This window comes from Plantibacter sp. Leaf314, assembly GCF_001423185.1.
GTDB lineage: Bacteria > Actinomycetota > Actinomycetes > Actinomycetales > Microbacteriaceae > Plantibacter.
In genome coordinates this window covers 362,154-376,650 of record NZ_LMOB01000002.1, presented here as the reverse complement: position 1 = coordinate 376,650, position 14,497 = coordinate 362,154, and the positions used below count along the sequence as shown (strand labels likewise).

General features: G+C 70.8%; 13 protein-coding genes. 8 read left to right on the top strand and 5 right to left on the bottom strand.

The window, feature by feature from the left end:
- Positions 1-193 precede the first annotated feature (193 nt).
- From mvk to ASF68_RS14955, 5 genes are read left to right on the top strand one after another with little or no spacing between them, the layout of a single operon-like run.
- Positions 194-1,132 (top strand): mevalonate kinase, encoded by a 939-nt coding sequence (gene mvk / locus ASF68_RS14975; protein ID WP_056012846.1) that lies wholly within the window; start codon positions 194-196, stop codon positions 1,130-1,132.
- A complete protein-coding gene (gene mvaD / locus ASF68_RS14970; RefSeq protein WP_056012843.1) occupies positions 1,129-2,163 on the top strand; it encodes a diphosphomevalonate decarboxylase in 1,035 nt (344 codons plus the stop codon). The genes mvk and mvaD overlap by 4 nt, the downstream gene beginning before the upstream one ends.
- Positions 2,160-3,377: a phosphomevalonate kinase gene (locus ASF68_RS14965; protein ID WP_082456127.1), complete on the top strand. Its 1,218-nt coding sequence runs from the start codon at positions 2,160-2,162 to the stop codon at positions 3,375-3,377. Before mvaD ends, ASF68_RS14965 begins: the two co-directional genes overlap by 4 nt.
- Entirely contained in the window at positions 3,374-4,441 is a 1,068-nt protein-coding gene (locus tag ASF68_RS14960) for a hydroxymethylglutaryl-CoA reductase (RefSeq protein ID WP_056012839.1), read from the top strand. The genes ASF68_RS14965 and ASF68_RS14960 overlap by 4 nt, the downstream gene beginning before the upstream one ends.
- Before the next feature lie 58 nt (positions 4,442-4,499).
- Positions 4,500-5,690 (top strand): hydroxymethylglutaryl-CoA synthase, encoded by a 1,191-nt coding sequence (locus ASF68_RS14955; protein ID WP_056012836.1) that lies wholly within the window; start codon positions 4,500-4,502, stop codon positions 5,688-5,690.
- A 44-nt stretch (positions 5,691-5,734) separates the two neighbouring features.
- Here the strand turns inward: ASF68_RS14955 and ASF68_RS14950 are convergent, their stop codons facing one another.
- A complete protein-coding gene (locus ASF68_RS14950) occupies positions 5,735-7,831 on the bottom strand; it encodes an acyltransferase family protein (protein WP_056012833.1) in 2,097 nt (698 codons plus the stop codon).
- A 178-nt stretch (positions 7,832-8,009) separates the two neighbouring features.
- Positions 8,010-9,113, bottom strand: a complete 1,104-nt coding sequence (locus tag ASF68_RS14945; protein WP_056013443.1) for a VIT1/CCC1 family protein — start codon at positions 9,111-9,113, stop codon at positions 8,010-8,012.
- A 148-nt stretch (positions 9,114-9,261) separates the two neighbouring features.
- Between ASF68_RS14945 and purE the strand changes: the two genes are divergently transcribed.
- Both purE and ASF68_RS14935 read left to right on the top strand, forming a co-directional pair.
- Positions 9,262-9,783 (top strand): 5-(carboxyamino)imidazole ribonucleotide mutase, encoded by a 522-nt coding sequence (gene purE / locus ASF68_RS14940; protein ID WP_056012830.1) that lies wholly within the window; start codon positions 9,262-9,264, stop codon positions 9,781-9,783.
- The gene (locus ASF68_RS14935; protein WP_056012827.1) at positions 9,780-11,153 is read left to right on the top strand and encodes an LCP family protein; all 1,374 of its coding nucleotides are present in this window, start codon (positions 9,780-9,782) and stop codon (positions 11,151-11,153) included. Before purE ends, ASF68_RS14935 begins: the two co-directional genes overlap by 4 nt.
- Positions 11,154-11,204: 51 nt before the next feature.
- Here ASF68_RS14935 and ASF68_RS14930 read toward each other — a convergent pair whose 3' ends face one another.
- From ASF68_RS14930 to ASF68_RS14920, 3 genes are read right to left on the bottom strand one after another with little or no spacing between them, the layout of a single operon-like run.
- Positions 11,205-12,341, bottom strand: a complete 1,137-nt coding sequence (locus tag ASF68_RS14930; RefSeq protein WP_056012824.1) for a glycosyltransferase family 1 protein — start codon at positions 12,339-12,341, stop codon at positions 11,205-11,207.
- On the bottom strand, positions 12,338-13,189 hold the full coding sequence (gene rfbD, locus ASF68_RS14925; protein ID WP_082498703.1) for a dTDP-4-dehydrorhamnose reductase: 852 nt from the start codon (positions 13,187-13,189) through the stop codon (positions 12,338-12,340). The genes ASF68_RS14930 and rfbD overlap by 4 nt, the downstream gene beginning before the upstream one ends.
- Positions 13,186-13,779 (bottom strand): GtrA family protein, encoded by a 594-nt coding sequence (locus ASF68_RS14920; RefSeq protein WP_082456130.1) that lies wholly within the window; start codon positions 13,777-13,779, stop codon positions 13,186-13,188. Before ASF68_RS14920 ends, rfbD begins: the two co-directional genes overlap by 4 nt.
- A 101-nt stretch (positions 13,780-13,880) precedes the next feature.
- Here ASF68_RS14920 and ASF68_RS14915 point away from each other — a divergent pair, with 101 nt between their 5' ends.
- Positions 13,881-14,483, top strand: a complete 603-nt coding sequence (locus ASF68_RS14915) for a dTDP-4-dehydrorhamnose 3,5-epimerase family protein (RefSeq protein ID WP_056012821.1) — start codon at positions 13,881-13,883, stop codon at positions 14,481-14,483.
- Positions 14,484-14,497 lie beyond the last annotated feature (14 nt).

Below are 14,497 nucleotides of genomic sequence, written 5' to 3'. Positions count from 1 at the left end.
ATCGGCGTAGGCTGGGTGCTTCCAGTGCGGATGGGACGAGCCGTGAGGGCTCCGGTGGCTCCCGCCGCCCGAGGATCGTGGAGCGCCCGGATGCGCCGCCGGACGGCGACGGGCCGAGGCCCGTCCTGGCCCGGATCGCGACCGGACCACCGATGTGCAGCCAGCTGCATGTTTTTCGGACCAGAATGGTGAGATGACGACAGAGCACACGGCTGCGACCGGTCGCGGCTTCGCGCACGCCAAGGCGATCCTGCTGGGCGAGCACGCCGTCGTCTACGGATCGCCCGCCGTCGCCCTCCCGGTCCCGTCGCTCCGCGTCGAAGCGTCCGCCCGGCACGTCGCCGGCGCGTCGGTCCTCGACACCGAGATCTCGCTCGGCCCGCTGGACCCCGCGGATCCGCTCGGGACCACCGTCCTCGAGACCCTCCGCCACGTCGGTGGCGAGGCCGACGGCGTCGAGGTCGTCGTCCGGGGGACGTTGCCGATCGGACGAGGACTCGGCTCGAGCGCTGCGGCCGCGAACGCGATCGTCGACGCCGTCGCCGATCTGTACGGTGTGGCCCTCGACGACGCCGACCGGTTCGAGCTCGTGCAGCGCGGCGAGCGCGTCGCCCACGGCACCCCGAGCGGTCTCGATGCTCGGGCCACGAGCGCCTCCGCGCCCATCCTCTTCACGGCGGGTCGCGTCGACCACCCACCCATCCGCTTCGGTGGTGGGTTCGTCGTCGCCGACACCGGTGCACGCGGATCGACCCGCAAGGCGGTCGCCGACGTGCGGGCCTTCATCGAGCGGAACCCGGAGCGTGGACGGACGCTGCTCGCGGAGCTCGAGCACGGGACGCTGGCCGGCGTCGCGGACCTCGCGGCCGACCGCCGTGACGACCTCGGTACGCGCATGACCGCCGCGCAGCTCGTCCTCGACGAGCTCGGTGCGGGCCACCCCGCCATCACCGCCCTCATCGAGGTCGCCCGAGCGGATGGTGCCCTCGGAGCCAAGCTCACGGGCGGTGGCCAGGGCGGCTGCATCATCGCCCTCGCCCGCGACGCCGCGTCGGCGGAGCACATCTCGCAAGCCCTCCTGGAGGCCGGAGCACTCGGCACCTGGACGATCGACGCGGAGGACTACGCGTGACCACGACCCCACAGCACCAGGCGACGGCGCTCGCCAACCCCAACATCGCGCTCGTCAAGTACTGGGGCAAGCGCGACGAAGCCCTCATCCTCCCGTGGACCGGCAGCCTGTCCCTCACGCTGGACGCAGCGCCCACCACGACGACGGTGCGGCTGAGCGACGGACCCGACGACGTCGTGTCCCTCGGTGGTCAGCCGCTCGACGGCACCGCTCGCGCGCGCGTCACCCGCTTCATCGACCTCGTCCGGACGATCGCCGGTCGTGACGACCGGGTCGTCGTGGACTCCCACAACGAGATCCCCACCGGTGCCGGGCTCGCCTCCTCCGCCTCCGGGTTCGCCGCCCTGGCGCTCGCCGCGTCGGCCGCGTTCGGACTCGAGCTCGACCGCCGCAGCCTCTCGCGCCTGGCCCGTCGCGGTTCGGGCTCCGCCTCCCGGTCGATCTTCGACGGGCTCGCCGTCTGGCACGCCGGGCACGACGACGAGAGTTCCTTCGCCGAGGCGGTCCCGGCTCCTCCTGGGCTCGAACTGGGCATGGTCCTCACCGTCCTCGACGCCCGGGCGAAGTCGGTGTCGAGCCGCGACGGCATGCGGCGCACGGTCGACACCTCGCCGTACTACCCGGCATGGGTCGAACGGACGCCGATCGAACTCGAGGAGATGCTGGCCGCGATCGCCCGCGCCGACTTCACAGCCGTCGGCACGATCGCCGAGCGGAACGCCATGCGGATGCACGCCACGATGCTCGGTGCCGAACCGCCGGTGCGGTACTGGGGCCCGGCGAGCGTGGAACTGCTCGACCTCGTCGCAAACCTCAGAGGCGACGGCCTCGAATGCTATGCGACGATGGACGCCGGCCCGAACGTGAAGATCCTCTGCCGGGCCGACACGGTCGACGCGCTCGCGTCTCGGATCCTCGAGGCGCAGCCGGACATCGGCGTCATCCCCGCCAGAGCCGGACGGGGCGCGAGGCTCATCACCTCGGAGCCCGACGGATCGGCGGGCGAGCAGACCACGGAAGGAGCGCGATGATCGAGATCAAGGCGCCCGGCAAGTTGTTCGTCGCCGGTGAGTACGCCGTCGTGGAGCCGGGACACCCCTCCATCCTCGTCGCCGTCGACCGGTGTGTGACCGTGCGCCTCGAGGCGAGCGAGCACGAGGGACGCATCTTCTCCGACCAGTACGGTCGTGCACCGATCATCTGGCGACGGAACCGCAACGGTGTCGTCGTGGAGCACGAGGAGCGCCCGCTCGACCACGTCCTCTCCGCCGTCAGCACCATGGAGACCCTGGTCGCCGAACTCGGTGTCGCGCAGCGGTTCTCCGCGCTGTCCATCACGAGCGAACTCGACGACGCGAGCGGCCGGAAGTTCGGTCTCGGCTCGAGCGCCGCCGTCACGACCGCGACGATCCGTGCGCTCGACGAGTTCTACCAGCTCGACCTCACGCGCACCCAGATGCTCAAGCTCGCGATCCTCGCGACGATCGATGTGGCTCCTGCGGCGTCCGGGGGCGATCTCGCGGCCAGCATGTTCGGTGGCTGGCTCCGCTACACCTCTCCTGATCGCGCGCGCCTGCGCGAGCTGCGCCACCGGTCCGGGGTGCTCGCCGCGCTGCGCGACCCGTGGGCTGAGCTCGGGCTCGAACGCCTCTCGCCGCCCACCTCCCTCCGTCTGCTCGTCGGCTGGACGGGCGAGCCCGCCTCCACCACGCGGCTCGTCGACGAACTGCAATCGCGCAAGTGGGCGGAGAGCGCCCACTACACCGCGTTCCTCTCGGCCAGTCGAGCCGCCGTCGACGCGTTGACCATCGGCTTGAACGACGAGGACCCGGCGCTCGTGCTCGGCGCCGTCCGCTCGGCACGCGCGACGCTCGCCGGTCTCGGCCGCGACGCCGGGGTCGACATCGAGACGGCCGCGCTCGCCGAGCTCTGCGACGCCGCCGAACGACTCGGCGGGGCGGCGAAGTCGTCCGGCGCGGGCGGCGGCGACTGCGGCATCGCGTTCATCGGTCAGTCCGTGTGCACGACCGCCCTCGAGGACGACTGGTCGGCCCATGGCATCGAACGGCTCCCGCTCACCGTGCATCCGCCGACCGGCCTGATCGACGCCGCCCACAGTCCCTGGGGGCCGTCGGAGATCAGCCGCACCGACGACCGCGCGGTCGAATCCATCAGATCCACCTACGCTCGCGCCTTCGCCGAGCAGCACGACGTCCCGCGGGGCGGAACGGAACACCACGCATGAGCAACGAACCCGACGGCGTCGCACCCGTCCCCCTCAAGTGGGTCGGCCCGCTCCACCTCAGCGGCAACGTCATGGAGGGTGAGCAGGAGGTGCCGCTCGCCACGTACGAAAGCCCGCTCTGGCCCTCGGTCCGTCGCGGCGCGCGCATCTCCTCCATGGTCCCCGGCGGGATCCGGGCCACCCTCGTCGACGAGCGCATGAGCCGTTCCGTCCTCTTCGAGGTCGACTCCGCCGGAGACGCTCTGCAGGCGTTGCGCGAGATCGAGCGCAGTCTGCCCGAGCTCCAGGCCGTCGTCGCGCAGTCGAGCCACTTCGCCGAGCTCATCGAGGTCAACTCGCAGATCGCCGGCAACCTCCTCTTCCTCCGCCTCGAGTTCCGCACGGGCGACGCCTCCGGGCACAACATGGTGACCCTCGCGGCCGACAAGCTGATGCCGTACATCATGGAGCGGTGGCCGCAGCTGCGGTACGGGTCGATCTCCGGCAACTTCTGCTCGGACAAGAAGGCGACGGCGGTCAACGGCATCCTGGGCCGCGGCAAGAACGTGGTCACCGAGATGACCATCCCTCGCGCGATCGTCGAGCGGTTCCTGCACACCACGCCGGAACAGATCGTCCAGCTCAACGTGCGGAAGAACCTCGTCGGGACGATCCTGGCCGGCGGGCTCCGCAGCGCGAACGCCCACTACGCGAACATGCTGCTGGCGTTCTACCTGGCCACCGGTCAGGACGCGGCGAACATCGTCGAGGGCTCGCAGGGCGTCACGCACGCCGAGGTCCACGACGGTGACCTCTACTTCTCCTGCACGCTCCCGAACCTCATCGTCGGAACCGTCGGCAACGGCAAGGGCCTCGGGTTCGTCGAGGAGAACCTCGCCCGCCTCGGCTGCCGCGAGGACCGCGAGCCGGGCGCCAACGCACGGCGCCTCGCCGTCCTGTGCGCCGCCGCCGTGTGGTGCGGTGAGCTGTCCCTGCTCGCAGCGCAGACCAACCCGGGCGAGCTCATGGCCGCCCACCTCAAACTCGAACGCAGCGCGCAGACCGCCGCCGGAACGCCTGCCTGACCCTCCACCGCACCGGGGCACCGGTGCATCGTCGACGCTCGAACGGAGCACCCCGCACGTGAACACCCAGACCACCACCCCCGTCGTCGGCATCGACGACATCGCCTTCGCCACCGGTGCGAACCGCATCGACCTGGCCGAGCTCGCCGGACGCTTCGGCGTCGAGCCGGCGAAGTACTACGTCGGCCTCGGACAGAGCGAGATGAGCGTGCCGGCGGCCGACGAGGACATCGTCACCATGGCCGCCGCCGCGGCCGCTCAGATCATCGAGCGACACGGGAGCGACCGTCTGCGCACGGTCCTCTTCGCCACCGAGTCGGGGATCGACCAGTCGAAGGCCGCCGGTGTCTACGTGCACCGCCTCCTCGCCTTGCCGCAGGCGGTCCGCGTCGTCGAACTCAAGCAGGCCTGCTACTCGGCGACCGCAGCCCTCCAGTTCGCTGCAGCGCTCGTCGCGCGGAACCCCGAGGAGACCGTGCTCGTGATCGCGAGCGACGTCGCGCGCTACGAACTGCACTCCAACGCCGAACCGACGCAGGGCGCCGGCGCGGTCGCCATGCTCGTCGCCGCCGACCCCGCGATCCTCGAGCTCGAGACCGCGACCGGCGTGTACACGCAGGACGTCATGGACTTCTGGCGGCCGAACCACAGCGCGACGGCGATCGTCGACGGCAAGCTGTCGATCTCCGCGTACCAGGACGCGATCGAGGGCGCCTGGGCCGACTACCGCTCGCGCGGGGGAGCGGACTTCAGCGAGGTCGACCACTTCTGCTACCACCAGCCCTTCACGAAGATGGCGATCAAGGCGCACCGTCACCTCGCGAAGGCGGTCGGGGCCGAGCGCAGCCAGGAGGAGCTCGACGCGCAGATCGAGCCGACGACGGGGTACAACCGTCGCATCGGCAACAGCTACACCGCCTCGGTGTACCTGGCGCTGCTCGCCCTGCTCGACGGCGACCTCGACCTCACCGGTCAGCGCATCGGCTTCCTGAGCTACGGCTCGGGTGCGGTCGCCGAGTGCTTCAGCGGCATCGTCCGTCCCGGCTACCGCTCGGCGCTCCGCAGCGACGCGAACCGGGCGAGCCTCGACGCTCGTACGGTCGTCGACGACGCCCGGTACCTGCAGCTGCTCGGCGACGCGGCGTCCGCCGACGTCCACGACTCGGAGCGCCCGCGCGAGACCTCGGGCCCGTTCCGTTTCGCCGGTGTCGTCGCCGACCGTCGGCAGTACGAGGCCACCGCCGTCTGATCCCGCCGGGTTCCGGGTCGGCGAATCACGTCGACCCGGCGCCGTCAACCGTGGGCGGTGACGTCAAGCATCCGGTCGACGAGGAACGGGCCGAGGGTCCGCGACCAGGTGGCCGTGATGTGGTGCTGATCCCGGTAGACGAGGACGTTCCCCACGGCGAGCGGACAGGTCCCGTCCGAGCAGTACAGCTCGCCGAGGTCCACGACGGGAACGGCGCCGTCGGTCATCGCAGCCGTGGCGGTGTTCAGGTCGAAGGTCGGGTAGGCGTCGGTCACGGGGAACGCACACGCGCCGGCGACGAGGTCGGCGGCGCTCGAGCGGTCGACGCACGCAGCGGCCGCCGTCGGAACGCGCGGGTTGTCCCGCAGCACCACGATCGACGTGCCGAGGTCGAGTACCGGCGTCCAGGCGGCGAGGGTCGCGCTGCGGATCGAGGCCTGCTGGGCGACGGAGGTCTCGTCGGGACTCTTCGAGGTGACGAGGATGATGTCGTACGGCCGCGCGCCCGTGAACGCCCGCTGCATGAGCGTGCGTCTGGACGCGCAGGCCTCCGAGTCGTCGGGCCCCGGCGTCCGCCACTCGCATCCCTTGCCGACGTAGACGTCGAGCCGCCAGTTCCGTGCCTCGAGCTGGTCGACCAGCCCGGGGATGAGCATCGTCGCGTGCGAGTTCCCGGTCAGCGCGACGCGGGTGGCGTCGGGTCGGTCTGAACCGAAGGTGCAGCCGGGGAAGTCCGGGGCGTCGGCGGCTGCCGAACACCGGAAGGTGTCGCCGGTGTCCTCCGTGCGGACCGACAGCGGCGGGAGGAGTTCGTCTGCGAGCACCGGGTTGCTGCAGCCCGAGACGGCCGCGTCGGCACCGAAACACGGTTCACCACCGGAGACGTAGGCGTCGACCGTGCTCGCGAGCGCGCGCTCCTGTGCGGCGACGGTCTGCAGCCCGCTGATCGGGATGCACAGGACGACGGCGGTCGCCACGGCGGCCAGGACGGCGGTTCGACGCGGGCGGGCGTCGACGAGGGGGCTCGCGTGTCGGACCGGGTCTTCGACGAACCGCTTCGTGAGCACCGCGAGCACCACGGTCAGCGCCAGGAGCGACGCCGCCACCGCCCACCCGAGCGGCGTGCCGAGGTCGACGGACACCCCGAGCACCATTGGGGCGAAGACGATGAGCGGCCAGTGCCAGAGGTACGTCGCGTACGAGATGTCGCCGAGGAACGACGACACCCGCGTCCGGGCCACCGTCGTCACCGACCACCGATGCAGCGACGACCCGCCGACGATCACCAGAAGGGTGCCGGCCACGGGGAGGGCTGCGGCGATCCCGGGGAACGGGGTCTGCTCCGTGAAGGTGAGCAGGCTCGTCGCCAGGAGCCCGATGCCGACGACCCCCGCGAGGGTCCGCCATCGGCTCCGGTGCACGACCACCGCCGGCCCGAGGAGCGCGAGGAGACCGCCGGCGGCGAACTCCCAGGCCCTGGTCGGGGTGACGAAGTACGCCGGTGCCGGGTCGTGGGCGGTGAGCAGGATCGAGCAGGTCAGCGACGCCGCGCCGATGACGCCGAGGGCCGTGCCGAGGGTACGGCGGAGTTCCCAGCGGGACACCCGACGCACGAGGACGAGACACAGCACGACCACGAGCGGCCAGAGAAGGTAGAACTGCTCCTCGACGGCGAGCGACCAGTAGTGCTGGACCGGCGACGCGGCGTTCCCCTGTGCGAGGTAGTCGACGGCGCTCCCCGCGAGGAACCAGTTCTCCCAGGACGTCGCACTCGCCACCACCTCGGTCAAGAACTGCGTCCAGGCGCTCGGGGGAGCCAACCGCCAGATGAGGACGCTCGTCACCGCGAGCACCAGGAGGGCGGCCGGGAGGAGTCGACGGAGACGCCGGGCCCAGAACGCCGGCAGGTCGATCCGTCCGGTCTCCGACGCCTGCCGGACGAGGTGGCCGGTGATCAGGTACCCGCTGACGACGAAGAACACGTCGACCCCGACGTAGCCGCCGGGGAGCAGGGAGGCTCCGAGATGGAAGACCACGACCGAGACCACCGCGATCGCGCGGAGGAGTTGGATGTCGGACTGGGCCCGCGGCACCGTGCCGAGCAGGGGAGGCGTACCGATGTGGTCCTGCAGTCGCGTCACCCGCGGTCCCACCCGTCCTGGTCGGCGTCGGCGCTCCGCCGGAGCGGGCCTCGTGCGCCGGTGCGGCGGACGACGCGCCCAGGCTAGTCAGCCCGGGTGACGTGCCTGTGGACGGGAGGTGACCGGTTCGGTCTCGGATGCACCCGCTCGGCTTTGCGCCCCACGGACGCCTTCCGGATCAGCTGACGTTGGCGCCGAACAGCAGACCGAGGAGGTACGTCGCGGCCGCGGCCCCGTAGCCGATCGCGAGCTGTCGCAGCGCTCGGCGGAGCGGCGGCCCTCCGGACAGCAGTCCCACGACGGCTCCCGTCCCGAGGAGGGCGACACCGACGAGGACCGCCGCGACCAGGAGTGCGGCGAGCCCCTGCAGCCCGAACAGGTAGGGCAGGACCGGGATGACCGCACCCGATGCGAAGAAGCAGAAGCTCGAGAGTGCCGCACCGAGACCGGTGCCGATGGCCTCGTGGTCGAGCACGGTCTGCGCCTCGCGCTGGTAGGTGCCGGCGCCGACCCTGCTGAGCACGTCGGCGGCGTGGGCCTCGGCCTCTCGGACCTCCATCCCGCGTGCACGGTAGACGAGGGCGAGCTCGTTCGCGTCGACGTCGAGGTGGGGGAGGGCGTCGTCGGCGGCGGGATTGGGACTCGACGCCTCGAGGAGCTCCCGCTGCGACCGCACCGAGACGTACTCGCCGGCGCCCATCGACAGCGCGCCCGCCAGGAGCCCGGCGAGCCCCGCCGCGAGGACGACCCCGTTGCCGACGCCGGTCGCGCTCATGCCGATGACGAGTGCCAGGTTCGAGACGAGCCCGTCGTTCGCGCCGAACACGGCTGCCCGGAAGGTGCCCGAGAGCCGGTTCCGTCCGCGGGCGGCGAGGCCTCGGACGACCTCTTCGTGGATCTGCTCGTCGGCGGCCATGCGTTCGGTGGCCGCGCGTTCGGTCGCGTAGGGGGAGCGGGCCTCGGCGCGCTGGACGAGGGCGAGGACGAAGACCGAGCCGAAGCGCCTGGCCAGCCACCCGAGGGCCCGCGTCCGCAGGTCGCCGCGTTGCGGCTTGCCGACGTCGTCACCGAGGAGGGCGATCCAGTGCGACTCGTGCCGCTTCTCGGCGTCGGCGAGGGCGAGCAGGATGTCGCGTTCCTCGCCGCTCCGCCGACTGGCGAGGTCGCGGTAGACGGCGGCCTCGGCGCGTTCGTCGGCGAGGTAGCCGCGCCAACGACGGCGCTCGCTGGGGCTGGGCGGATCCTGGGGTGCTGGTGATCCGTCGATGGTCGACTCGCTCATCCGCCGATTCTCCCAGACACCGGCCCGGCGGTGCCCGTCGCGGACGATCGGGACCTCCCCACACTGGGGTCGGGCCGGCCGCAGCTTGTCCGACGCCTGCGGTGCGTCCTGAGGCGATGTCCAGGCACTGCGATCTACGATGGTGCTCATGCCCGAGAACTCCACCCCGTCCCCTGACGCCCCTCCGCTCGTCGGAGTGGTCATGGGCTCGGACTCCGACTGGAACGTCATGAGCGACGCGGCCCAGCTGCTGCGCGAGTTCGGCGTGCCCTTCGAGGTCGAGGTGCTCTCGGCGCACCGCACCCCGGAGAAGATGATCGCCTACGGCAAGGCGGCTCACGGCCGTGGCCTCAAGGTCGTCATCGCGGGTGCCGGCGGCGCCGCCCACCTGCCGGGCATGCTCGCCTCCGTCACCACCCTGCCGGTCGTGGGTGTCCCCGTCCCGCTGTCGCGCCTCGACGGGCTCGACTCGCTCCTCTCGATCGTGCAGATGCCGGCCGGCGTCCCCGTCGCGACCGTCTCCATCGGTGGCGCCAAGAACGCGGCGCTCATCGCCGTCAAGATCCTCGCCACGGCCGACGACACGTTGCACGAGGCGCTCGTCGCCTATGCGGCATCCCTCGCCGACTCCGTCGAGGAGAAGAACCGGAACCTCAAAGCCCAGCTATGACGAGTGCAGCCACCGCCGCGAAACCGATGCGGTATCCCGACACCCGTTCGCGCGAGGTGATGACGAAGCGCGCCTGGTGGCTCGTCCTCCTCAATCTGCTCATCCCGGGGTCCGCGCAGGTCCTCGCCGGCAACCGGAAGCTCGGCCGCTTCGGCCTCGGCTTCACCCTGTTCCTCTGGGTCCTCGCCGTCGTCGGATTGGCCCTCATGTTCCTCGCCCGCGAGGTGCTCTTCACCCTCGCGACGAACCCGATCGCCCTCACCGTCGCGCAGGTCCTGCTCGTCGCCTACGCGATCCTCTGGGTGGTGCTCACCCTCGACACCCTGCGCCTCGTGCGGCTCGTCAAAGCGTCTCCGAACGCCCGGCTCGGGGTCGCCCTCTTCACGACCCTCGCGATGGTCCTGGTGGCCGGCGGCGCCGGCTACGGCGCGGTCGTCGCCGGAGCCACCCGCGGTTCCATCTCCTCGATCTTCGGCAACACCGGCCCGTCAGAGCCGCCGGTGGACGGCTACTACAACATCCTGCTGCTCGGCGGCGACGCCGGTCCCGACCGCGACGGCATGCGACCGGACAGCATGTCCGTCGTCAGCATCAACGCCGAGACTGGCCAGGCGACGACCATGTCGATGCCGCGCGACCTCGTCGACATCCCGTTCCCCGCAGGAAGCGAGATGGCGTCGATCTACCCCGACGGCTACGACGACTCCTGCGACGTGGACGTCTGCCAGCTGAACTCCATCTACACCGAGATCGAGCTGAAGAACCCCGAGCTGTTCCCGAAGGCCACGGCGGAGGCGAGCGAGCCCGGCATCGAGGCGATGAAGCAGGCGGCCGAGGGGATCACCGGCCTGCACATCCAGTGGTACGTGCTCATCGACATGTACGGGTTCGCGACACTCATCGACACCCTCGGCGGCGTCGACATCGACGTCAAGGAGCGGCTCCCGATGGACGGCGACGCCGACCTCGAGAACGTCACCAAGTGGATCGAGCCCGGGCAGCAGCACATGGACGGCTGGACGGCCCTCATGTACGCCCGCTCACGGCACTCGACGAGCGACTACGACCGCATGGAACGCCAGCACATCCTGCAGACGGCGATGCTCAAGCAGTTCAACCCGGCGAACGTCCTCGCACGCTTCCAGGACGTCGCGGCGGCGGGTGGCGACGTCGTGAAGACGGACGTCCCGCAGGGCATGCTCGGCTACTTCGTCAACCTCGCACTCAAAACGCGGGAGCTGCCGATCAACTCGCTGCAGTTCGTGCCGCCGACGATCGACCCGGCAGAGCCCGACTACACGCTCATCCACCAGATGGTGCAGGACCAGCTGTTCCCGCCGTCGCCGAGCCCGGAGCCTGACGCAGGCTGACCTACCCTGGTCCCTGAGCCGCGACCCGGTCCCTGAGCCTGTCGAAGGGTGTCAGAGCTCCGCGTGCAGCTGCCAGACGCGCTCGGCGGAGTCCTGCCAGCTGAACGCCTGCTCGCGGTCCATGCCGAGGATCCGCAGGCGCTCCAGCCGCTCGGTGTCGCCGATGACGTCGTTGATGGTGGCGATGAGCCGATCGGCGTACCCCTTCGCGCCGGACTCGACCACGACGCCGGCGCCGCCGCCGACCTCGACGAGGGCTGGGACGTCGGAGTGGATGACGGGCGTGCCGAAGCGGAACGCCTCGACGAGGGGGAGGCCGAAGCCTTCGGCCAGGCTCGGGTACACGAACGCGGTCGCACGGTCGAGGACGACGGCGAGGTCGGCGTCGTCGAGGAAGCCGAGCGCACGTACCCGTCCCTCAGGCAGGCCTGCTTCGTCGGCGACCTGCGCCAGGGTCACGTCGCCCCAGCTGTCGGTGCCCACGATGAGGAGCGGGAGGTCGGGGGCACCTGGCCGCCCGAGGCCCGTGATGAGCTCGGTGATCCCGCGCCGCGGGTCGAGGGAACCGACCGAGACGAGGTACTCCGACGGGAGGTCGAGCGTCCGGGCGCGACCATCGGCGTCGGTCGGGATGGTGAGCGTGGTCGCTGCAGCGCCACCGATGACCCTGACCCGATCGCCGAGGTCGACGATGTCGCGGAGCTCGTCGGCGACCGCATGCGTCGGGACGACGATGGCGTCCGCGTGCTTCCGTGCCCGCTTGACCATCGCCTTCTGCCAGGCGACCGACATGGGGGTGAGTGAGGAGGGGTGCGACCAGGCGAGGGTGTCGTGGATCGTCACGACGATCTGGTTGCCGTCGTTGACGCGGTCGTGGCGGTTGAGCGGGGCCAGGAGGCCGGGCGCGTGCACCATGCCGTTGGCCGTCCCCGGCGCGACGATCCCGAGCTGCCAGGCGGCGCTCAGTTCCCGCCGGGGCAGGGTGGTGCGGTGCAGGGTCGCGAGGCCGGGGAGCTTCGACTCGATGAGGTCGATCTTCTCCTTCGAGACGGCGGACACGATGCCCTCGACCTCGCAGCCGGCCGGAGCGCTCGCGATGAGCTCGCGGGTGAGTTCCTCGGAGTAGCGTCCGACCCCGCCGGCGACGGGTGCGACGATCTGGTCGACGACGACGCGGAGCGTGGTCACGGTGCGGTGACGACGCCGTGCTGCGTCGCTGCCTCGAAGGCCTCGCGCCAGTCGCGCATGGGGGAGAGACCCGCCGTGGCCCAGGCGTCGTGGCCGAGGACGGAGTACGCGGGCCGGGGTGCCGGCCGGACGAACGCCGAGCTGTCGGTGGGCGAGACCCGTGCGGGGTCGGCGCCGACGGCCGCGAAGACGGCCTGTGCGAAGTCGTACCACGAAGCCTCGCCGGCGTTCGTGCCGTGGTAGACACCGGCCGGGGCGTCGGCGTCGAGCAGTGCCACGATCTGCGCCGCGAGGTCCGCCGTCCAGGTGGGCTGGCCGAGCTGGTCGGTCACCACGGCGGGGTCGACGCCGTTGGCGGCGAGCTTGGCCATGGTCGCCGCGAAGTTGGGCCCGTTCTTGCCGTAGAGCCACGCCGTCCGGACGATGTAGGCGCCGGTGGGGTGCTCGGCGAGGACGGCCCGCTCGCCGTCGGCCTTCGTGCGCCCGTAGGCGCTGATCGGCGCGAGGGCGTGGTCCTCCTGGTACGGCGAGGTGGCCGATCCGTCGAACACGTAATCGGTCGACACCTGGACGAGCTTCGCGCCGGCCTCGCGAGCGGCGACGGCGAGGTTGCGGGCGCCGATGGCGTTCACGGCGGCGGCGTCGGCCTCGTGCGACTCGGCGTCGTCGACCTTCGTGTAGGCGGCGGCGTTGATGACGGCGGTGTGGTCGGCGACGGCGGCACGGACGGCGTCGAGGTCGGTCACGTCGAGCTCGGCGCGTCCGAGAGCGGTGACCTCGCGACCCGACAGGGCCTCCTGCAGGTCGTGGCCGAGCATGCCGGAAGCGCCGGTGATCAGGTACGTCAAGATAGGGGTCCTCTCGGGAGTGGCCCGTTCATCGTACCCGGCTCGCTCGGGGAGGACGGTGACGGCACCTCCTCGGCCTCCGGCTCCTCGAACAGGGTCCGCTGCGCTTCCTCGGCTCGGGCGAGGTTGGCCAGGCCGTCGGCACGGTGGTGCCCGTAGACCCAGAAGCGGTAGAGGAAGAACCGGAAGAGGGTGCCGAGGCCGAGCCCGATGACGTTGGACGCGAGGTTGTCGGCGAGGAGTGAGGTGAAGCCGAGGACGTAGTGACTCAGGTAGAGGCAACCGACGGCGATGGCCATCCCGCCCAGGGAGACGACGATGTACTCCCCGAGCTCGAGCACGAAGTTCTTCCGCCGGTGCTCGCGGAAGGTCCAATACCGGTTGCCGATCCAGTTGAAGATGATCGCGACCGAGACGCTGATGACCTTGGCGCCGATCGGGGACTGCGCGAGATGGTCGTGACCGAAGACGCCGACGCGCAGCAGGTTGAAGACGAGCACGTCCAAGCCGAACCCGATGAGTCCGACGACGCCGAACTTCACCGCGTAGGCGGCGACACCGTGCCAGAGGCGTTGGAGCAGCGTGGTCATGGTGGGCCGTTCTGTGCGAGGACACTCGATTATGCATGAGCCGACCCGGAGCGAAGCTGAGGGAATGCAGCCAGCCCGCACCCTCTTGGTAGACTCCCCGGGTGCAGATCCGCGAACTGAACGTCCCCGACAGCTATGAGATCACGCCGAAGCAGTTCGGCGACGACCGAGGCGTCTTCCTCGAGTGGTACCGCTTCGACAAGCTCGAAGAGGCCTCCGGCCGTTCCATCAAGCTGGCGCAGTCCAACACCTCGGTGTCGAAGCGTGGCTCGGTCCGCGGCATCCACTTCGCCGACATCCCGATCGGCCAGGCGAAGTACGTCACGGCCACGCGTGGTGCCGTCCTCGACTACGTCATCGACATCCGCGTCGGCTCGCCCACCTTCGGCCAGTGGGACTCGGTGCTCCTCGACGACACCGACCGCAAGGCGATCTTCATCTCCGAGGGTCTCGGCCACTGCTTCGTCGCCCTGACCGACGACGCGACCGTCAGCTACCTCGTGACCGACGTGTACCGCCCCGACCGCGAGCACGGGATCAACCCGCTCGACGAACGGATCGGACTCGTCATCCCCGCCGAGGCCGGCACGCCGCTGCTCTCGCCCAAGGACACCGACGCCCCCGGGCTCGACGAGGCCGCTGCCGCCGGCCTGCTGCCGAGCTGGGACGACGCGCGGGCGTTCTACCAGAGCCTGCGCTCCTGACGCCTCACCCCGTG